Annotated in this window: 18 protein-coding genes and 1 pseudogene; 2 read left to right on the top strand and 17 right to left on the bottom strand. The window is 36.6% G+C overall.

Annotated elements, in window-relative coordinates; genetic code table 11:
- Positions 1 to 38 precede the first annotated feature (38 nt).
- The 6 genes from M1D73_RS03500 to bdhA form a co-directional block, all read right to left on the bottom strand.
- Positions 39 to 1,355, bottom strand: coding sequence for a D-arabinono-1,4-lactone oxidase (locus tag M1D73_RS03500; protein WP_000948912.1), 1,317 nt, complete (start codon positions 1,353 to 1,355; stop codon positions 39 to 41).
- Positions 1,343 to 2,515, bottom strand: coding sequence for an amino acid deaminase/aldolase (locus tag M1D73_RS03495; RefSeq protein ID WP_000373754.1), 1,173 nt, complete (start codon positions 2,513 to 2,515; stop codon positions 1,343 to 1,345). Before M1D73_RS03495 ends, M1D73_RS03500 begins: the two co-directional genes overlap by 13 nt.
- A 107-nt stretch (positions 2,516 to 2,622) precedes the next feature.
- Positions 2,623 to 3,624: a sphingomyelinase C gene (sph, locus tag M1D73_RS03490; protein ID WP_017673720.1), complete on the bottom strand. Its 1,002-nt coding sequence runs from the start codon at positions 3,622 to 3,624 to the stop codon at positions 2,623 to 2,625.
- A gap of 76 nt (positions 3,625 to 3,700) precedes the next feature.
- Positions 3,701 to 4,552: a phospholipase CerA gene (gene cerA, locus M1D73_RS03485; protein WP_000730997.1), complete on the bottom strand. Its 852-nt coding sequence runs from the start codon at positions 4,550 to 4,552 to the stop codon at positions 3,701 to 3,703.
- A gap of 253 nt (positions 4,553 to 4,805) precedes the next feature.
- Positions 4,806 to 5,150 (bottom strand): potassium channel family protein, encoded by a 345-nt coding sequence (locus M1D73_RS03480; protein ID WP_000948210.1) that lies wholly within the window; start codon positions 5,148 to 5,150, stop codon positions 4,806 to 4,808.
- Positions 5,151 to 5,269: 119 nt separating this feature from the next.
- Entirely contained in the window at positions 5,270 to 6,322 is a 1,053-nt protein-coding gene (gene bdhA / locus M1D73_RS03475) for a (R,R)-butanediol dehydrogenase (protein WP_000645827.1), read from the bottom strand.
- A gap of 225 nt (positions 6,323 to 6,547) precedes the next feature.
- Here bdhA and M1D73_RS03470 point away from each other — a divergent pair, with 225 nt between their 5' ends.
- Positions 6,548 to 7,702 (top strand): MFS transporter, encoded by a 1,155-nt coding sequence (locus tag M1D73_RS03470; RefSeq protein ID WP_000873272.1) that lies wholly within the window; start codon positions 6,548 to 6,550, stop codon positions 7,700 to 7,702.
- Here M1D73_RS03470 and M1D73_RS03465 read toward each other — a convergent pair.
- The 11 genes and pseudogenes from M1D73_RS03465 to M1D73_RS03415 all read right to left on the bottom strand — a co-directional run.
- Positions 7,623 to 7,931 (bottom strand): annotated as a pseudogene (locus tag M1D73_RS03465) (hypothetical protein); the annotation flags it as partial. The gene M1D73_RS03470 and the pseudogene M1D73_RS03465 overlap by 80 nt on opposite strands.
- A gap of 429 nt (positions 7,932 to 8,360) precedes the next feature.
- Positions 8,361 to 10,760 (bottom strand): M6 family metalloprotease immune inhibitor InhA2, encoded by a 2,400-nt coding sequence (gene inhA2, locus M1D73_RS03460; protein WP_121868424.1) that lies wholly within the window; start codon positions 10,758 to 10,760, stop codon positions 8,361 to 8,363.
- A gap of 381 nt (positions 10,761 to 11,141) precedes the next feature.
- Positions 11,142 to 11,789: a fructose-6-phosphate aldolase gene (gene fsa / locus M1D73_RS03455; protein ID WP_000667670.1), complete on the bottom strand. Its 648-nt coding sequence runs from the start codon at positions 11,787 to 11,789 to the stop codon at positions 11,142 to 11,144.
- 34 nt (positions 11,790 to 11,823) lie between these two features.
- Complete coding sequence (rbsB, locus tag M1D73_RS03450; RefSeq protein WP_000758976.1) at positions 11,824 to 12,750, bottom strand: ribose ABC transporter substrate-binding protein RbsB; 927 nt, start codon at positions 12,748 to 12,750, stop codon at positions 11,824 to 11,826.
- A gap of 14 nt (positions 12,751 to 12,764) precedes the next feature.
- Positions 12,765 to 13,700, bottom strand: coding sequence for an ABC transporter permease subunit (locus M1D73_RS03445; RefSeq protein WP_001074646.1), 936 nt, complete (start codon positions 13,698 to 13,700; stop codon positions 12,765 to 12,767).
- A gap of 2 nt (positions 13,701 to 13,702) precedes the next feature.
- Entirely contained in the window at positions 13,703 to 15,187 is a 1,485-nt protein-coding gene (gene rbsA / locus M1D73_RS03440; RefSeq protein ID WP_000546779.1) for a ribose ABC transporter ATP-binding protein RbsA, read from the bottom strand.
- Positions 15,188 to 15,205: 18 nt separating this feature from the next.
- A complete protein-coding gene (gene rbsD / locus M1D73_RS03435; RefSeq protein ID WP_000716151.1) occupies positions 15,206 to 15,601 on the bottom strand; it encodes a D-ribose pyranase in 396 nt (131 codons plus the stop codon).
- Positions 15,598 to 16,494, bottom strand: a complete 897-nt coding sequence (rbsK, locus tag M1D73_RS03430) for a ribokinase (RefSeq protein WP_001132865.1) — start codon at positions 16,492 to 16,494, stop codon at positions 15,598 to 15,600. The genes rbsD and rbsK overlap by 4 nt, the downstream gene beginning before the upstream one ends.
- 13 nt (positions 16,495 to 16,507) lie before the next feature.
- Positions 16,508 to 17,479: a ribose operon transcriptional repressor RbsR gene (rbsR, locus tag M1D73_RS03425; protein WP_481157994.1), complete on the bottom strand. Its 972-nt coding sequence runs from the start codon at positions 17,477 to 17,479 to the stop codon at positions 16,508 to 16,510.
- 137 nt (positions 17,480 to 17,616) lie between these two features.
- A complete protein-coding gene (locus M1D73_RS03420) occupies positions 17,617 to 19,230 on the bottom strand; it encodes an MDR family MFS transporter (protein WP_000437647.1) in 1,614 nt (537 codons plus the stop codon).
- Between the two features lie 19 nt (positions 19,231 to 19,249).
- A complete protein-coding gene (locus M1D73_RS03415) occupies positions 19,250 to 19,708 on the bottom strand; it encodes a MarR family winged helix-turn-helix transcriptional regulator (RefSeq protein ID WP_001132365.1) in 459 nt (152 codons plus the stop codon).
- A gap of 269 nt (positions 19,709 to 19,977) precedes the next feature.
- On the opposite strand from M1D73_RS03415, the gene glpT reads away from it, so the two are divergent.
- The gene (glpT, locus tag M1D73_RS03410) at positions 19,978 to 21,327 is read left to right on the top strand and encodes a glycerol-3-phosphate transporter (RefSeq protein ID WP_481157993.1); all 1,350 of its coding nucleotides are present in this window, start codon (positions 19,978 to 19,980) and stop codon (positions 21,325 to 21,327) included.
- Positions 21,328 to 21,403: the final 76 nt, after the last annotated feature.

Here is a 21,403-nt window from a genome sequence, read left to right as displayed (position 1 = left end):
TTTATATACATAATGTGAAAATTTAATCAGTGGGGGTCTTACTGCCCGGCAAATAGCGGGATAAATAACTTTTCTGCATAAGGATTAAAAAACATTCCAAGTTCATCTAGAGACTTCCTCGCCTGTAAAAACGAATGAAACTCTGGATATATATCTTGTAATTGCTCATACGATAATGTATGCATTTTCCCCCAATGCGGACGCCCTTCATACTTCAGAAAAATTTTTTCCACTTCGCCAAAGTAAGCAGCATATTTCATACCTTTATACATATGAACAGCGATATACGCTGAATCTCTTCCATAGGCTGGACTAAGCCATATATCATCACCTTTCACATAGCGGCATTCGATCGGGAAGTGCACCTTATACTTTTTCTTTTCAATAAGATTTGAGATTTCTTCTACAACCGTTCTCATATACTTTGAAGGAATGCTATACTCCATTTCATAAAATGGTACCGTACGTGATGTAGCAAATACTTCATAGCTCGGGCCAATTATTTTTGTGTTTGGTACAGCTTTAGCTGATAATCGACTCACGCCTTTACTTATAGAAGGAAACCATTTACACCCTTTAGATAGTAAAGAGAACATCCTATTTTCAAGTAACTCCACCTTTAATTTATGCCATTTCAAATCACTGCCTGTATTCGTTGTTTCGTTCGTAAGTTTTACTTGTACTTCATCAGAATAAGGAAAAACGAAAAATTCAAAATGACGATGCTTCTTATATTCTTCTAGTTTGTTCATTACAGTGGATAATGACTGTTTTTCACTTTCATAAACGAGTGAATACGCTGGAATAACCTTTAATTTTATCTTTACAATGATACCTAACATTCCAAGTGACAACTGAAACGCTCTCCAATATTCTACGTTCTCAGTTTCCGAACAAACTATACTCTCACCATTAGATAAAACTGCCGTAATCTCTATAACTTGTGTTGATAAACTCCCAAAGGTAATACCCGTTCCATGAGTCCCCGTACTAATCGCTCCTGCAATAGATTGTGAATCAATATCCCCTAAATTTTCTTGCGCATAGCCTTTTTCCTCAAGTAACTTCCCTAAATCATATAACTTTGTTCCTGCCCATACTTCAGCAACCATCTTCTCTGCATCAATATTCACAATACCCTTCAATTCATCTAAAGAAACTAAAACTTCTTCCGTTTGCACAAGGGGGGTAAACGAGTGTCCTGAACCGACAACACGAATTTTCTTTCCCTTTTTTCGCGCAAGCCCCACAACTTCTACTACATCTTGTATACTTTCTGGATACATCGTATAATGCGGCGTTCCTTCTACATTCCCTGTCCAATTTCTCCACTTTTTCCCCTTTATAGAAAGCATTGGCCATCCCCCCGATATGTTGAATACTCCCCAACAATCTCTCCTTTTTTAACACGATACAAAAAAGGAAAGCGCTCACATAATTCACCAGCCTTACTATGACGAAACAAAATGGACTCTCCTATATCCACTCGTTCCTCGCCGCTATAAAAAATTGGCGTTTGTACCTCGCCAGCACCTTCTAAAGCTAATAGTTTTGCACCCTTCGGTCTCCAAACTTCAGGCTCTTTATCTTTTCCAACTGCTCCTGAAGCAATATATCCACCACCTAGGCAAGTGTAAATAAACGGGACTGGTTTACGCACAACTGGTAAAGCAAATCCGACCGCTGGATGAAATTTCACCTCTTTATAATAATCAAACAGCTTCGGAGAATAAAAAGCAGAACCTATTGTAATCTCTGAAACTGAATTATCTTTCTCAGTTGTTTTTATGCTTCCTGTTCCGCCTCCATTTACAAACCTTAGCTCAATACCAAGTTTTTGTATTGCTTTTACAATATGTTCTCTTCTTTCTTTCACTTCTAGCACTGATTTCTGCTTTAAATACGAAATCACTTTACTTTTCAGCCATTGATTCGGTATATGGTCTCCCACCCCAGCAATTTGAGCTTCATAACCCATCACACCATCTAACATTAAATATGATGACCTTCTCACCTTTTCTACTACTTTCAACGCATCCTGCACATTTTTTACTGGGGATCTTTGTACACCAAAATGAAATTGAAAGAAACGACTACTCATATCAATATCCAAACAAACACGAAAACATCCTTTAGATTTCTCAGCAATTTTTTCTAAATACACAATATGCTCTTCACAATCCACCATACAAGTTATAATGAAACCTTTCTTTGTTAGCAAACTAATTTCACACAAAGCTCTTTCATCATAAGCAGGATATCCGAGCAATAAATCATTAAATCCTTGTTCTATTAAAAATAAAACCTCTCTAGGTGAAAAGCACATAATACCTTGAAATCGATCATTTGCAGCTAAAATCTTTTGCATAATCGGAACAGAACGTAACGATTTACTCGCTATACGAATCTTCTTATTTCCACTTAACTCTATAATCGATTGAATATTTCTATCTAAAGCCACTTCATCCAAAAATGCACACGGTAATGGAACTTCTTTAAAAATTCCTCGATCCACATTTTTCTCTCCTCTTTTCAATATGTCTTATACATATTGGAAAGAAAGTATGATTTTCCTGTTTGCAAATAAAAAAAGTTTCTTCTTTACGAAGAAACTTTTTGAAACTACTTCATAGAAATAGTCGCCTCTACTGGATAATGATCAGAGTAATCATTATACATATATTTTTGGAACCATGATGTAACAGTCCATTGTGGAGATTTCGGCTGTAACACCTTATTCTCTATATACGATGGGTTCGCATGGTCTTTGCTTGCAATAATATAATCTAAATATTCGGCAGGACTATCAGGGAAATTATATTTTGCAATACTGTTTGTCGTTGCATCCCAAGTCGCTGTATGTCCAGTATAAGATGGTACAGAAGCGTTCAATGTTTTAAACATAGATGCATACTCTGAATCATTATTGTTCTCTGCATTTATCTTATTTACGTTCATATCACCACCAATTAACACATACTCATTATTTGGTATATTTTTATTTTTAATAAAATCTTGAATTTCTTTTAATTGGTTCGTACGTACAGATGCTGGTGAAGTTTTTCCGCACATACTATCTTCAGCCTGCAAATGCGTCCCAATCACGTGAACGAAACGATCATTTTTCTTAATTTTCGTGTATACAAATCCTTTATTCGATAAATTATCTGGCCCGCATCCTTTTGCAAATACATATTGAATCTTTTCAGCGATTGGCCATTTGCTCACAATCGCAACGCCACCATCTTCAGGAGTTGAAGATGAATAGTTTCCTAACGTTTTATCCCATTCACTTCCACTACTACGACCTAATACTGCTGTTTGATTTGGATATTCTTTCTTCAAATTCCCTAATAAACGATCTGAAGCGCTATTATCAAACACTTCATTTAATATAACTACATCTTGATTCTTTATATAATCTGCCGCCCCGATTAAATCAGCACGCTCAGTTTGTCCCCAGTTCGGATATAAGTTTGTTGATAGCATATATACATTATGCGTCATCACTTTTAATGTATCATTTTGATTTGTAGACACTTCTGCTTGAGCTGACGTTCCGCTATATAAAGCTCCTAAACCAACACCTAAGCTAAGTACACCTTTTAGCAATTTACCTTTCACGTTTCATACCTCCATGTATTGTATAGTGATAAAAAGGCCAAATACTCTATTCTGAGATTTGACCTTTTTTAAATACTTAACGATTTCCGTACGTATCAAACCAAAGCTGAATATATCCAGCAGTAACACGTTGTGCATCCATTAAACGCTTACCTGTCATTGGTGTAACTTCAGCGCGCCATTTATCTGCATATTCTTGTGATACAGCAGCTCTCACGAACCAATCTTTCGTATTATCATTTACAATGCCAGCGTAATCTTGTTTCGCAACTACTGCCGCTCCATGAATCCAATCTTCTGGATTCGTACCTTTCCAGTTCCAATATCCATTTCCATCCGTTACTTTATAATTATCTTTTATCGTATCTACAAAGTTTTCATATTTAGAATGGAATCCTTGTGGATACGATAGATTCGTAAAGTTTGCCGCATGCATCGGTTGGTTTACATCCCCTAAATAATGAAGAGATAATCCTAAATAGAAGAACGCTTGTTTCATATCTTTATTTTTATAAGACTCACCAGCTAATTTAAAATATTTAGCTCCTGTTTCCTTTGCTTGCTTTGCATACGGAATATAAGTTTTCCCATTGTCAGGGTCATAGAAATGTGAAGCAAATGTGCTATTATCATAATAAGGATTTTCATAGTCAGCAGCATAAATACCGTTCTCTAACTCAGTACGCCATTCATTTAATAGTGCAACTCGATCTTGTTTTACAAGTGTTGTATTACGAGACATAATATCAATTGCACGGTTTACAATCCATAAATGAGAATTCACGCCTTCTTTATGTTTATCTTCAGCAGACCAGCGCGGAATAACTCCAAATCTCTGTCCCCCATCATTTTCATGAGCAAATGCAACACTTTGTAATGGAGCAACTAATGTAATAGCTGCCGCTAAAGCAAGTACTTTCTTTTTCATATAAAATCCTCCATTTTATAATTGAATTATTGTAAACATTTTGTTAGGATCCTATGATGTCGTCCGGTTAACCTATGACTAGAATATCCCACCTTTCATGAAATTTCTATCAATAAATTAAAATATGCAAATGTTCATATCATTATAACTTTATACACAGTGAATATAATGAATGAATACACTTTCATTTTAATAAACTATTATTAAGGCTTGTCTAAACTAATGTAAAAAAAAAGTAAAGCATCTGAATGCTTTACTCTTTTTTTCTATTCGATAATATACTTGGCAATTGTACATTAACTGCTAACTTATGAATAAATCCAAACACTAGTCCAATCCCAATAAATATGTATAAGATTGTAAATATCTTTCCGAAATCAGTTTGCGGACTAAAATTCCCATCACCGACAGTCGTCAACGTGACCACACTAAAATATAAAGCGTCAATAGGACGTAATCCTTCAACTGTACTATAAAAAATCGTACCCGATATTAAAGTCAAAATTGTTAATACAAATAATACTTGAAATTCTTTATCTTTCCACGCTCGTAAACAGGCTCTTAACATTCGCTTTAAAGTTAACAAAAATGAAAGCATTAGATTCTCCCTTCCAAACAAAAATACATTGAGTCAAAGGAAAGTCTATCACCTTTCAGTATAGAAAAAAAGTAGCCCTCTTCTATTTCTAGAAAAGGGCTACTCTATTCGATTCTATCTTATTTAGGTGAAACAAGAATTTTCACTTGTGTTTTATCTTTTACAAGTGCTTCAAATCCTTCTTCAACAACTTGATCCACTGTAATTTTTTTCGTAATTAATTTCTCTGCTTGAATTTGACCGGAGCTAATCAATTTAATAACAGCTGGGAAGATGTGACGGTATCCTAAAATACCAATAACTTCTTTTTCTTTTAATACTAAGTTATTTGGAGTAATTGTTGCGTCTTTTTCCCATACACTAACAATTACAGTTTGTCCTTCAAAGCTTGTACTTTCAATCGCTTGACGTAGTACAACTTCAACACCTGTTACTTCAAAGCTAACATTTACACCTAAACCATTTGTTAAGTTACGAATTTCAGCTAACACATCTTGAGTTGCTGGATTTAATACATAATCCGCACCTGCTAATTTCGCTAACTCTTGACGTTCTTTAGAAAGTTCAACTGCAATAACAGGAGTTGCTCCTGCTGCTTTAGCTGCTTGGATAACAAGAAGTCCAATTGGACCGCAACCAAATACCGCTACAGCTTCCCCTTCTTTTAATTTACTTTGACGTACTGCATGAACTGCTACTGCTGCTGGTTCTACAAGCGCACCTTGTTCATACGTCATTTCATCTGGAATGTGATGAACCATATCTTCTGGTACTACTGTATATTCAGAGAAACCGCCGCCTTCTCCGCCAAGACCGTGGAAAACAAGTTGTTCACAAACATTGTAATGTCCATGTTTACAAGCTTCACATTTACCACAAGAATAAATTGGCTCTACAACAACGCGGTCTCCCACTTTATGAGATGTAACTCCTTCACCAATCTCTATTACCTCACCACTAAACTCATGACCTAAAATAACAGGTGCTTTCACATGTGTTAATGGATGTTCTTCTGTTGGAATAAAAATAGGCCCTGCTAAATATTCATGCAAGTCTGTCCCACAAATACCACACCATTTAACTTTGATTTTCACTGTTCCTGGTTTTACTGTTGGTTCTGGTACTTCTTCTACTCGTACATCACGTTGATTATGCCAAAGTAGTGCTTTCATTTTATACATCCCTCTCTATGTATATACTTAACCTGGTGAAGTTTACAATTCTATTATAATACTTCTATCCATATATTTCAAAAAAACAATCACATCCCCACTAATTTTTTACAAATAACGTTCAATATTTTGTCACTTTGTACTTTTTTCCACATCTGTTAATTCAATTTCATTGCAGGTGAAATTAGCATTGTGCCATAATAGCATAGGAGAGGTGAATATCGCTTGAAATATTTTATTTACTTTATCGTTATCGTGGCATTTTTAGATACATTTTCACAATTACCTATTATGAGTACTTTCGCTCAAAGCCTTGGAGGAACTCCTCTTATTATCGGGCTAGTTGTCGGTATGTACTCATTCGCTAATATGATCGGTAATATTATTGCTGGAGCCGCTGTCGATAAATTTGGTGCAAAAAAAATCCTTTATATAAGCATGGGAATTACGAGTTTCATAGTCTTGTTATACACCGTTGTTCAAAGTGGTGAACAACTATTAGTTGTGCGCTTTATGCATGGATTTAGTGATGGCTTTTTAATTCCTGCTGCCTTTACATTTTTATCAAAACAAACAAATGCAAAAAGACAAGGAAAAGCAATGGCTCTATCTGGTGCTGCTGTTGGAACAGCCGCAATCGTAGGACCTGCTTTCAGCGGTATTATGAAAGCAACAGCTGGCGTAGAGTGGGTCTTCATTACTATTTCTATTTTAATGGCTCTTGGTACGATCGTATCTCTATTCTTCTTACCAAATAACGTATCAAGAAAAGATACATCAAGAACGCAAATGATGAACAAAGAAGATATGGTTGAACTTTTAAAATCAGAACCGTTATTACAAGCATATATTGGTGCTTTCACATTAATGTTTTCACAAGGAATTGTCACTTATATGTTACCAGTAAAAGTTGAGGCATTAGCGCTTAAAGCATCTACAACAGGCATGATGTTAAGTGTATTTGGTATAACTGCTATCCTCTTCTTCTTGCTTCCAACAAATCGTATTTATGATCGATTTAATCGTTCGAAACTAATGCTAATCGGAATTGCAGTTATGGCATTCGCATTATCTTTACTCGGATTATTTGCTACAAAAGGTATGCTCTTTATCGTAATGATGATTTATGGAATTGGATTCGCAATCCTCTTTCCGTCTATTAACGCTTTACTCGTTGAAAATACTACAGACGATAATCGCGGAAAGGCATTCGGATTATTTTATGCCTTCTTCTCATTAGGAGTTGTTGCTGGCTCCTTTACAGTCGGCGCAATCGGAGCATCACCTAGCGTCAGCTTCATTATCGGGACAGCATTTTTATTAACATTTGCTGGGATGATTTATGTAAGAAGCAAAGTAAAAAAGACAATGATGGGATAATCCATCGTTGTCTTTTTTTTAATGCATATTGATATAACCCGTAATATAATGGAAGCGTTGGAATAATGCCAATTAATTTAAATATAAAAGGTAACGGCTCATCTCCCTCTTCATATAAACGAAAAACAAAAACTGTAGTTAAAGTCCAAATGACGCTAAACAAGAAGATACAATTCCAAACAATTGAGGTTAATATTTGTATATCAAATACAAAGCCAAAGAGCCCTATCGAATAGAACTCTTTTTGCCCAATATATTACTTTTGTGTATAACCAAATAACAATGTAAATAAATTGAGCCGTAAAGGCAATAATACATCTCTTCTTTTAAACAGAAAGTTTATAAATACTGACGATACTTCGACAATTTCCTCGGAAATATTTCCTTTCCCCACATAATTTGATACAGTACACATGAATAAACACTTGTATTACATAAAGTGAAACTTTAATCAGTGGGGGTTTTGTTCCTCCCCACTGATTATTAGTTGAACCAATCGGGCTTTTACGGGCAGTTGATCTCACAACTAACTTCTTTACTTCCACTGAATTTTGAGGTGGGGATCTTACTGACCGTTAATGCGGGATAAACTAAAATAATAACTTACTGTACAAATTAAAAAGCACACTCTTCATATGAAGAATGTGCTTTTATGTTATTAACGTTTAATCCAAACAGCGCCTGCCGATTTATCTTCTGCCTGTCCAACAACTTGGAATTTAAGTCCAAGGTTTGGAACTTTTCTTCCTGCGTCTGCAATTTGCTTGTTACTATATACTTTTGAATCATCAAAAGTTGTAACACCTTGTAATCCAGAATAGTTAAACTGACCACGTGTTAATGAATTTACACTCCATGCTGGTGTTTTATCAAATGAAAATGCAGCATCTGCAATTTGCATGCCCGTATTACCGTATGCTGGTTTCCCGTTTAAATTACCAACTAGCGCTTCTGGATGAGAGTCAACAACACCAAGGAATCCTTCGCCTGGATGCATCCCAACCCAGTTATCTTTAAAGCTATCATCTGCATACCAAACGACAAGACCTGTATTATACACTGGACCTTTTCCTGCTTTTAAACCATTATCTGATCCCGCATAATTTCTCCACTCTAAGTAGTAATAATGAGCTTTCTTCTCTGTCCCATCAGAAACAATAAAACCATTTAAATTCATTTTAGACTGTCCTTCTGCATCATCAGAAAATACAACTTGTCCATCAACAGTTACATTTACATTGTCCATCGCAAAACCTTTATATGTTACAGCCGGATCTGTAATATAGTCGAATTGTAGTTTCACTTTTTTGCCTTTAAATTGACTTAAATCATATGATTTATCAATCCATTTCCCATCTGTTGTATCTTTATCTCCTTGGACTACTTTTTCCCCAAGTCTATCAATTAATGTTTTCGTTCCATCTTCTGTTACTGCATGTACTTCGACGAAATCGCACTCTGCTTCTAACTCATAATTTGCTTTATAATCGAATTTTGCATTTGTTCCCTTTGTTAAATCAAAGAATGGTGTCTCTAACGTTGTATGCATATCATCGCCTCTTGTACTATAATATGCATGCTTTCCAAACTCCGGTTTAATCGTTTCAACACTTTTACCTGGTAAGTTAACACGTACAACGCCTGGACGATTTGATTTCGTAACACTTTGATCAATATAGGTAGGAACTCCCACACCACTCTTAATTTTATCGTAATCTACTTCTAATATTTTTGCCCAGTTGCCACCCATATTCTTTTGTAAGAAGTCTTTATTTTGTGGTGAAAAACTAGTCGGCTCTGTTCCTGCGATTTTCCCTGTCCAACTACCTCCACTCATTAATGACCAAGCTTCGACTGGTGAACCATTTCCAGTATATTTCGTGTCATATTCATCTGGTAATCCAAGATCATGTCCAAATTCATGTGCAAACACACCTACAGCTCCATCTTCTGGTTCAATTGTGTAATCATGTGCTGCTACTTTACCACCAAAGTAATCTACCTTTGATTTCGTACCTTCAATCGCTACTGGATCTACTGCTAATTTTGAACGATGTGACCAGATCGCATCATCACCTAATTTACCGCCACCAGCTTCTTGACCAACACCAGCATGGATTACCATTAAATGATCAATTACACCGTCAGGTTCATTTTGATTCCCGTCCCCGTTTGTATCATATCTATCAAATTGATCAAACTGGGATAAATCTAGTCCTTTCTCAGCAGCTGCATGCAAAGCTTCTTTCACTAAATCACGTGCACCCTTTGGACCTTTATTATCGTGACCACTGCTACCATCAGCTCCATAATCAGATGCTTTTCCTGGAACAGTTAGCCACTCCGTTACATATCCATCTGTCGTATAACTACCACCAGACTGCTCTTCATAGTATTGTTTAAACGTTTTTACTTTTGAACCATCAAATAAAGTATACGGCTCATTACCGAACAACATCTTTTGATAATGTTCTCTACTAAAGTCTTTCGAATACATATAACCTGGTGTTTGATCAATATTATTATGTTTATAATCACTAAATTCAACGAGTAACACTAATACTTTATCCGATCGAACAGATCCCTTATATGGAGCTTGCTTTGCTTTTGAAGTTGGAACTTGCCCATTCAATTGCTTTTTATTTGGTTCTGGCTTTTGCTCAAGGCTAACATTTTTTTCAGCCTTTTTTACATTTTCCTTTTCTTCCATCTTTTTCTCTTTTACTTTTTTTGTGAAATCAGATGTTTCTTGTGAGTGAGCATCTGGAAGAATTTCTTTATTCGCCTGATCTCCTTGTTTCTTTTCAATATATTGCTCAACAGCTTTTTTCGTCTCTTCTTTAGAAGATGCTGGATTAATTGTTCCTCTTTCTTTCAGAGCTTCCGCTAAACGATCTTCTTGAATTAAATTGTAATCAATTGGTGTTGTAGATACACTATCTTTCTCTTTTGCTACCGTTTCTGCATATGCTAACGGAGCACTCATTACAGATGTACATCCGATAATTGCCGCAATTGCTAATGATGACAACACTTTAAATGGTGCTTTTCTTCTCATTCCATTTCTCCCCTTTATAAAACTTAAAATTCAGATAAATCGGTGCATTTTTGTCCAAATCTCTGTTTACTACCCTCCCTATATAAAAAGACATAATTCTATAAACATTAAGCTTTTTGTTATAGAATCATGCCCTCCAGTTTTCTGGTCAGACCCTCTATCTTTTTATCCCTTGGTTCAATTAATAATCAGTGGGGGGATGAACAAAGCCCCCACTGATTAAAGTTTCACTTTATGTCGAAATATTAAAAATAAAGAGTTATGTGATATATATTAAATATCTTATATAACAAATTTAAAAGACAATATGCAAAATTGCATGAAAATTCTTTTAAATAAAAAAGAATCCTAGTCAATTAAACTAGGATTCTTGCTTTTCTATTATTTCTCTTGTGTTTTTTCCCAATCAGCTAAGAATTTCTCAATTCCTTGATCTGTTAATGGGTGCTTCACTAATGAAGCAATTACGTTTGCTGGGATTGTTGCAATATGTGCACCGTTTAATGCTGCGTCAGTTACGTGAACGCTGTGACGTACAGATGCTGCGATGATTTCTGTTTCGATACCATGAATTGCAAAGATTTCTGCGATTTGACGAATTAAATCCATACCGTTATGACCGATATCATCTAAACGACCTAAGAATGGTGAAACGTACGTTGCACCAGCACGAGCAGCAAGTAATGCTTGAACTGCTGAGAATACTAATGTAACGTTTGTACGAATTCCTAAATCAGAGAACGCTTTTACTGCTTTTAAACCTTCTGTTGTCATTGGAACTTTTACAACAACGTTTGGAGCAATCTTCGCTAATTCTTTTCCTTCTTCAATCATTTTATCAGCTTCTAAGCTAATTACTTCTGCACTTACAGGTCCTTCTACAACGTTGCAAATTTCACGAATGCGCTCGTGGAAATCTACGCCTTCTTTTGCTACAAGTGATGGATTTGTCGTTACTCCAGCTAATACGCCTAATTCATTTGCCTCTTTAATTTCGTTAATGTTTGCTGTATCAATAAAGAATTTCATTTGTTGTTCTTCCTTCCTAATTTTCATTTTATATTTATTTATTTTTCTTAATAAGCTCTAATTCAATCGGAATAGATTTGTCCACTTTTTTACCTTGTGTTATCTCTTTTGCTGTTTGCATCGCCTTCTCTCCGATTAATTCTGGTTTTTGAGCGACTGTTGCAGCCATACGCCCATCGTTAACCGCTTTCACAGCATCTTCTGTTGCATCAAATCCAACAACTACTACATCTGTTTTTCCAGCAGACTTCAATGCTTCAAGTGCACCTAATGCCATCTCGTCGTTATGAGCAAACACGGCTTTAATATCGCTATTTGCTTGCAAAATGTTTTCCATAACAGATAATCCTTTCGCTCTATCAAAATCAGCCGCTTGTTTGGCAACTACTTTTAAAGACTTATCGGCTACGTTATGGAATCCTTTCCCACGTTCACGAGCAGCAGACGATCCAGGGATTCCTTCTAACTCAGCAACGTTTGCTCCTTCGCCGACTAATTCACGAATGTAATCACTAGCCATTTGACCACCTTCGATATTATTAGATGCAATGTGAGAAACAACCTTACCTGAATTCGCAACGCGGTCTACTGTAATAACAGGAACATTTGCTGCGTTTGCTGCACTTACTGCTGAAGCAACAGCATCTGAATCGGTCGGATTAATAACAACTACATCGACACCCTTTTGAATTAAATCTTCAACATCGTTCGTTTGCTTTGCTGCATCATTTTGCGCATCAACAGCAATCAATTCGATGCCACTATCTTTCGCTTTCTTTTCTGCCCCCTTTTTCAAAGTTACAAAGAAGGGATTATTTAAAGTTGAAACAGAGAATCCAACTTTAATAGTTTTATTTCGACCTTTATCGCTAGAATCCTTTGCCCATTCTGGCGGTTCCATTGAACAACCAGCAGTAATGACCATAATACATGCAACGAGTATAAGTAACCATTTCTTCATGAACTGTCCCTCCATTACGCTTCTTTTCTACGATCAATTAATACAGCTAATAAGATTACAAGTCCTTTTACAACTTGTTGGAAGAAAGAAGATACACCTAATAAATTTAAACCGTTATTTAGTACACCGATAATAAGTACACCGATGAATGTACCAACAATCCATCCTCTTCCCCCAGAAAGACTTGTTCCACCTAATACAACTGCTGCAATTGCATCTAATTCATAAGAAGTACCTGCAGTCGGCTGTGCAGAATCTAATCGTGATGTTAAGACAATACCTGCAAGCGCTGCCAAAATTCCGGAAAGACCGTAAATCATTACTTTAATTCTCGTAACATTAATACCTGATAGTGCTGCTGCTTCTTCATTTCCACCAATTGCAAATGTACGGCGACCAAATGTCGTTTTCTTCAAAATGAAGTACAGTACTGCGAAAGCGATCATCATTGTAACAGCGGGTACCGGAATACCAAGAAAATAACCGCGGCCAAACATTTGGAACATTAAATGATCACCAAGACCAGTGATCGGACGTCCGTCCATATAAACAAGCGTCAACCCACGAAAAATAGTCATTGTTGCTAAAGTTGCAATAAATGGAGCTACTTTTCCTTTCGCAATGATGATACCGTTTACAATTCCCATTACAAGACCTGCTAATAGTCCAACTACCATTGCAAGGAACGGATCCATGCCACTTGCCATCATTCCAGCAACAAGTGCACTTGATAATGCTAAAATAGAACCTACCGATAAGTCAATACCCCCTGTTAAAATTACGAAGGTCATTCCAAATGCAATAAGCGCATTAATCGATACTTGACGCAGTATATTAAATAAATTTGGAATTTCAATGAACGCTGGATTTAAAGCTGTAATTACGACGATAATTAATACTAAACCGATTAAAGAACCGAGTTGTTGTAATACATTCCCCTTCTTAGCCATCCTTACTCTCCCCCTGTAGCTAGTGCCATAATAGACTCTTGTGATGCCTCATCTTTCCCTAAAATTCCGCCGACTTTTCCTTCATGAATAACAAGAACTCGATCACTCATCCCTAAAACTTCCGGAAGCTCAGATGATACCATAATAACGGCATCGCCTTGCTCTGTAAGCTTATTCATAATAGAGTAAATTTCTTTTTTCGCTCCAACATCGACACCTCTTGTTGGCTCATCTAAAATGAGTAATTGCGGATGAATGCCTAGCCATTTTGCGATTACAATCTTTTGCTGATTTCCACCAGAAAGAGATTTCACTGCCTGCTCTCCGCTAGATGCTTTCACATTAAGAAGCTTCATCATATCCTCTGTAAACTGTTGTTCTAGCTCATTGCTTAGAACACTTCCCTTTGAAAGATTTTCTAAATTCGGTAAAGCTAAATTTTCTCGAATTGAAAAATCTAACACTAATCCTTCAGACTTTCTATCTTCTGTAATGAAAGCAATTCTTTGTCTAATTGCATCTATTGGACTATCAATCTTTACTTCTTGTCCATTTATAAAAATTTGTCCAGAGTCTAAAGGTTCATAACCAAATATCGCTTTCATAATATCAGTGCGACCAGCCCCCATCAAACCAGCTACACCAAGGATTTCACCTTTCCTCACTTGAAACGAAATATTTTCAAATTTCCCTTTCTTCGTTCCATTACGCATTTCAAAAATGACATCACCAATTTGACTATTTCGCTCTGGGTAACGTTCACCAATGCTGCGCCCCACCATCATACTCACTACTTCATCAAATGATGTTTCTGGAATTAATCTCTTTCCCACGTATTCTCCATCACGCAAAATCGTAATAGCATCACATATTGAGAAAATCTCTTCCATACGATGCGAAATGTACACGAATGAAACACCTTTTTTACGTAACTTATTGATTACTGTAAAGAGCGTTTCGATTTCACGATCCGTCAGTGCCGCAGTAGGTTCATCCATAATAATAACGCTCGCGTTTGTCATTAATGCTTTCGCAATTTCGATAATTTGCTGTTGTCCAACCGATAATTCCTCTGCTAACATAGCGCCTCTTACATGCAGCCCTAGCTCTGCTAGTTGCTGCTGCGCAATCGCGTTCATTTGTCGAGTGCGTAAAATACCTGTTTTCCCATACATTAACTCTTTACCGAGAAACATATTTTCAGCTACTGTTAAATTCGGCAATATGTTTAGTTCTTGATGTATAAATGCGATGCCGTACTCTTCAGCTTCTTTCGCATTTTTAAAGGTGCGCTCTTGCCCATCAATCTTGATTGTCCCACCATCTTTTTTGTATACACCTGTTAAAATCTTCATGAGCGTTGATTTACCCGCTCCATTTTCCCCCATCAATGCATGGACTTCTCCTGTTTCAATCATAAACTGTGCATTCTTCAAAACAGGATTGCCATTGAACGCCTTTGAAATGTTTTTCATTTCAATATGCATTCCCATCACTTCCCTTTATTAAAAAATCACGCCTGCATGTAAAATTACATTTGCATAAGGCGTAGCCTCGCCTGTACGAATAATTGCCTTCGCTTTCTTTGTATGCTCTTTAAATTGTTCATGAGATACATACTCAAATGCTGGCTCTATTAATTTCTGTTCGATCTCTTTATTTACTTCCGCATTATTTATAATGACTTCTTCTGCTAACGTCACTTTTTCGATTGCCATATCATCAGCTACAACTTGTAACACCTCTAAAAAACTCGGTTTTCCAATCTCAACAGCTAAATCAATTCGTTTTACTCCGTCAGGAATTGGTAAACCGCAATCAGCAATTACAACCGTATCTGTATGCCCAAGTGAAGCAAGGACTGCCGCGATTTCACTGTTTAATACACCATGCTTTTTCATCCAACAATCACCTGCACTTCACGTACTCGATCTCTCGTTGGCATACCGCCCTGTGCCCCAAGTTTCGTTACAGAAAGACCACCGGCAATATTCGCGAAACGAATTGCTTTTTGAAGTGTCTCTCCTTCAGAAAGTGCAACTGCTAACGCACCATTAAATGTATCACCAGCTCCAGTTGTATCCACTACATCAACAGCAATGCTAGGAACATGTACAATCTCTGTTCCATTATGGAAACGAACACCGTTAGAACCTTCTGTCATCAATAATTTATTTGGATACTTCGCCAATAAATCTTCAATTGGTGATGTAAAATCATCTAATACGATGCGGCACTCATGTTCATTTGGCGTAATATAAGTTGCTTTTTCTAAAATTTCTTCTGATAAAACTTGTGCTGGCGCTGGATTCAACATAACAGGAATATTATGTTCCTCACAAATAGCCAATACATATTTTACTGTTTCAAGTGGAATTTCTAGTTGAAGAACAACCATATCCGCTTTTACAAGAAGGTCTTTGGAGCGATCTACAACTGACTTATTTACAAGAGCATTTGCCCCTTGTACGACAACAATACTGTTATCTTCTTCTGCTAAAACGATATGAGCAATTCCTGTCGTTCTATCTGTAACCGGTACCACATAATCGATAAAAATGCGTTCGTTCTCTAAATTTTTTCTAACTACTGTTCCATAATCATCATTTCCTACCGCTCCAACCATTGCTACATTTGCTCCTAACCTAGCTGCAGCAACTGCTTGGTTTGCCCCTTTCCCTCCTGGGATTGTATGAAACGCTTCACCAATTACTGTTTCTCCTGCTTTCGGCCGTTTTTTTGAAACAGCCACTAAGTCCATTGAAATGCTTCCTACTACTGCAATATTTGGCATCTGTTTCATCTCCTTACTTCGTTGTATTTCGTTCTATAATTTCAATTGGCAAACGATAGTGTTTCTCTTCTAATGTATTTCCTTCCATTTGCTCTAACAACAACTCTGTTGCAATTTTCCCCATTTCATATATCGGTTGTGCAACTGTTGTAATAGATGGATACATCATTTCCGTTAAAGAAATGCCATCAAATCCGATAATTTGTAAATCATCTGGAATGGCAATCCCCTTTTGAAGTGCAGCCTTTACAATACCAATCGCAATTAAATCATTCCCAGCAACAATACCATCAATATGCGGGTATTCTTCTAATAATTCCATCGCTACACGCTCACTATTTGCTGGCTCAAACGTACTCTCCGCAATCATATACGAAAGATTATTTTGCATAATAACGTCTACAAAACCTTCAAAACGTTCATTTGCAGTACTCACATCACGTGGTCCGCGAATATGTGCAATATGTTTACATCCTTTATCTAGTAACAACTTTGTCGCAGCCTGACTTCCTGCATAGTTATCTGCATATACAGTAGGAATACGCTCATTAAACATACGGTCAATCGCAACAACCGGAACAGATAAATTCATGTAATTAACACTATTTTGTGGATTCGTTGCTACAATAAATCCATCTACATTATTTTGTCTAAGTACATCAATGTATTGTTTCTCTTTTTCTAAACTTTCATCAGAGTTACAAAGAACAACTGTGTAACCTTGTTTATGTGCTACATCTTCTACGGCACGTGCAACTTCTGGAAAGAACGGATTCACGATATTCGGAACAACTAAGCCAATTAAACGAGACTTTTTATTATACAGTGAACGCGCTACTGTACTAGGCTTATAATCTAACATCTCTATTGCACGCTCTACCTTTTTTAATGTATCTTCATGAACATATCCATTTTTATTTAGAACTCTGGAAACGGTCGCAACAGATACTCCCGCTAATTTCGCAACGTCTTTAATCGTACTCATTCTCTTTTCTCCTCATTTCATGTAACCGTTTACAGAAAATAATATAACGTATTTCTAAAAATACGTCAATCATTTCTCACTAAAAAGCTTTTAAGGTTATACTCAAAAAAGCACCGCCATAAGGCGATGCTTCTTCATTACGAGTATGATACAGTTTTTTCTTTTTCTTCAACAGCAGGCTCTTCAGCATCTTTTTTACGATCTGATAGTTTAATTTTTTGTAAGAAAATCGTAAAGATGGCACCTACTACGATAAATACTAATCCTGTTAAGAATACAGTATGAAGCGAGTCTACTAAAGAGTTTTTCAAAATAGGTACAATGCTGTTAGCAAACGCTTCTGGCATTTGTTTTAATGCCTCTGGGCTAAATAGCATCGAATATAAACCTTGTGGATCTGTGTGAATCATATCTTTAAATTTCGTTACCATTTGTCCCGCTTCTTTCGGGAATGTATCTAATACAGGTACTAATTTATTTGTTAACGTTGTACCTGAAGTGTTATTCATAATTGATCCTAAAATTGTAATACCAAATGTTCCACCAATTTGACGGAAGAACTGACTTGATGACGTTACGACACCAAGGTCTTTTTTCGGGAAGCTTTCTTGTAACGCTAATGTTAATGTCGGCATTACAAGACCCATTCCTAAACCGATAACCATCATATAAGAAGTAGCTGTAAGCTTCGTTGTGTGCATATCCATCGTTGTTAATAACCAAAAACCACCGGCCATAATAAGCATACCTGCGATAATTTGTGGTTTTACACCAACTTTTAATACAAGTTGCCCACCGATAATACTCATTACAATCATTGTAATCATCATTGGAGTCATAATTGTTCCTGATTCAGCAGCACTTACTCCTACAATACCTTGCATGAAGAATGGTACGAACATAATCGCGCCGAACATTCCAATACTCATAAAGAATCCAATCGCATTCAGTATTGTAAATGTGCGATTTTTAAAGAAATGCATTGGTAAAATCGGCTCTTCAGCTTTCGTTTCAACAATAACAAAGCTAACGATACCAATTACAGCTAGTGCGAATAAACCGATAATTTGCCAAGAATCCCATGCATAATCTTTTCCGCCAAACGTTAGCGCAAGTAATAAACTTACAACACCTAGAATCATCGTAAAGATTCCAGCGATATCAATTTTAATTGGTCCTGTTTGTTTATGTGATTTTAATCCCATTGCAATAAAGATTGTTGCTAAAATACCAACCGGTAAGTTAATGTAGAATACCCATCTCCAGTTCACTGCATCTACAATCCAACCACCAACTTGCGGTCCAATTACAGAAGCAAGACCGTATAACGCACCAAAAATACCTTGCCATTTCGCACGTTCTTTTCCCGTGAACATATCTCCAATAATAATCATAGCCATTGGCATCATAATACCGCCACCAAGACCTTGAATACCACGGAAAATAATTAATTCTGTCATACCATTCGCCATACCACATAACGCCGAACCAATCATGAAAATAACTAGCCCTGTTATATATACGTTACGACGACCAAGTAAATCCGCTAATTTACCTGCAATTGGTACAACTGTCGTTGATGTTAACATATAAGCTGTCGTTAACCATGTCATTAAACTTAATCCGCCTAGGTCACCGACGATACGTGGCATTGCTGTACCAACAATTGTTCCATCTAATGCAGCAAATAGCATCGCGATTACTAAACCGATTAACAACAACTTTCTATTTTGATTTTCTTGTTGCTCCATGTAATCTCCTCAATTCCTCTTAGTTATTCTCTTTTTTCTCTTGTGTCCCGCAAATAATGGTTTCTAACTTCTCAAAGAGACGTAATAAATCTTCTCTTTCTTGCAACTCTAAATGTGAAAAGTATTTTGCAATATGCTCGTTGCGAGCTGTCATTGCCTCTTCTACTCTAGCTTTCCCCTTTTTCGTTAACTCGATGATGACAACACGACGGTCATCTTTGTCGTGATAGCGTTCTACAAGTTCTTGATCGATTAGACGATCAATCATCACTGTAATCGCGCTAGGCTTCACATACATCTTTTTTGCTAATGTTGTCGCTCTTGAAGCCCCATAATGATCTAAAATCTTTAAAATATAAAACTGCGGTGGTGTAAGTCCTGTTGCTTGCATTTGTTCTAATAACTCCGTCTGCATTTTCTTTCCAATCGAAAAGGCAAGAGCTTGAATTTTATCGATATGCGTCATATCATTTGGCATGTTATCCACCTCTTATTTAAACAATAAAATATTTAACGTATTTAAATATTAATCCCGCGAACAAAATCCGTCAATACTTTTATTCATAAAAACGTTTACATTTTTGTCACAAAGTTGTATAATTTTCGACGAAGTTAATATTGACAGTCACGGAGAAACGGAGTACACGGCTATGAATCATAAAAAAGGAAACTTTTTTATATTTCATGGCCTTTTTATATTCTCTGTCTTAAAACGCTTCGAATTAATTAGGGGAGGATTTTCATTTTATGTTTTTCACACAATTATTTAAACCTGCGCCCCACGCGGAACGCTTACCAGCTGATCGCGTTGATAGCGAATACCGTAAATTACGTTTACAAGTATTCTTAGGTATCTTCATCGGTTATGCAGGCTACTACTTTGTTCGAAAAAACTTTTCACTAGCAATGCCATACTTAATCGAGCAAGGCTTTAGTAAAGGGGAACTTGGGGTTATCCTTTCAGCAGTTTCTATTGCTTACGGATTAAGTAAATTTCTTATGGGTATCGTATCCGATCGTTGTAATCCTCGCTACTTTTTAGCAGCTGGGCTATTTTTATCAGGTATCATTAATATTATTTTCGGCTCATTTTCTTTCATTACAACGAGCATTATACTTATGTTTGTACTTCAGTTTTTAAATGGATGGGTACAAGGTATGGGATGGCCTCCTTGTGGTCGTACGATGGTGCACTGGTTCTCTATTAGCGAACGTGGTACAAAAATGTCTATTTGGAACGTCGCTCATAATGTTGGCGGAGCGCTTATGCCTTCCCTTGTAACATTAGGCTTATACTTCTTCGCAGATGACTGGAAAAGTATTTTTTACTTCCCAGGTATTCTTTCAATTTTAGTTGGTATTTATGTATTAATTACGATGAAAGATACACCTCAATCTTGTGGACTACCTTCTATTGAAGAATATACTGGGGAATATCCACCAGATGAAAAAGTAAAAGATCGCGAACGCGAACTTTCAGTAAAGGAAATTTTATTTAAATACGTATTAAACAATAAGTTTTTATGGTACATCGCTATTGCGAACGTTTTCGTATATTTCGTACGTTACGGCGTTGTAGACTGGGCTCCTACTTATTTAGTAGAAGAAAAAAGCTTTACTCATAGTAGCTCACGTACTGCTTACGCTCTATATGAATGGGCTGGTATTCCAGGTACACTTCTTTGCGGATGGATGAGTGATAAACTATTTAAAGGACGTCGTGCACCTGCTGGTATTCTATTTATGGTTGGTGTATTTATCGCAGTTCTTGTTTACTGGTTAAACCCTCCTGGTAATCCAATGGTTGATAGTATCGCACTTGTCGCAATTGGATTTTTAATTTACGGACCGGTTATGTTAATTGGTCTACACGCTCTAGATTTAGCACCAAAGAAAGCTGCTGGAACTGCAGCAGGCTTAACTGGATTCTTCGGTTACTTAGGCGGAGCAGCTTTCGCTAGTGCAGCTATGGGCTTTATCGTAGATGCATTCGGATGGGATGGCGGATTCATCTTATTACTTGCATCTTGCGTACTTACAATGTTCTTCCTTGCTCTTACTTTAAATACAGGGTCAGTAAAATCAAAACAAGCTTAAATAATATATAACAAGCATAAAAATAGCTCTTAGCATTTACATACATGCTAAGAGCTATTTTTTATTTTCATTGCTG

The organism is Bacillus sp. PK3-067 (assembly GCF_056738645.1).
Note: the sequence above shows the minus strand (reverse complement) of the source record. Positions and strands in the feature narration are given on the sequence as shown.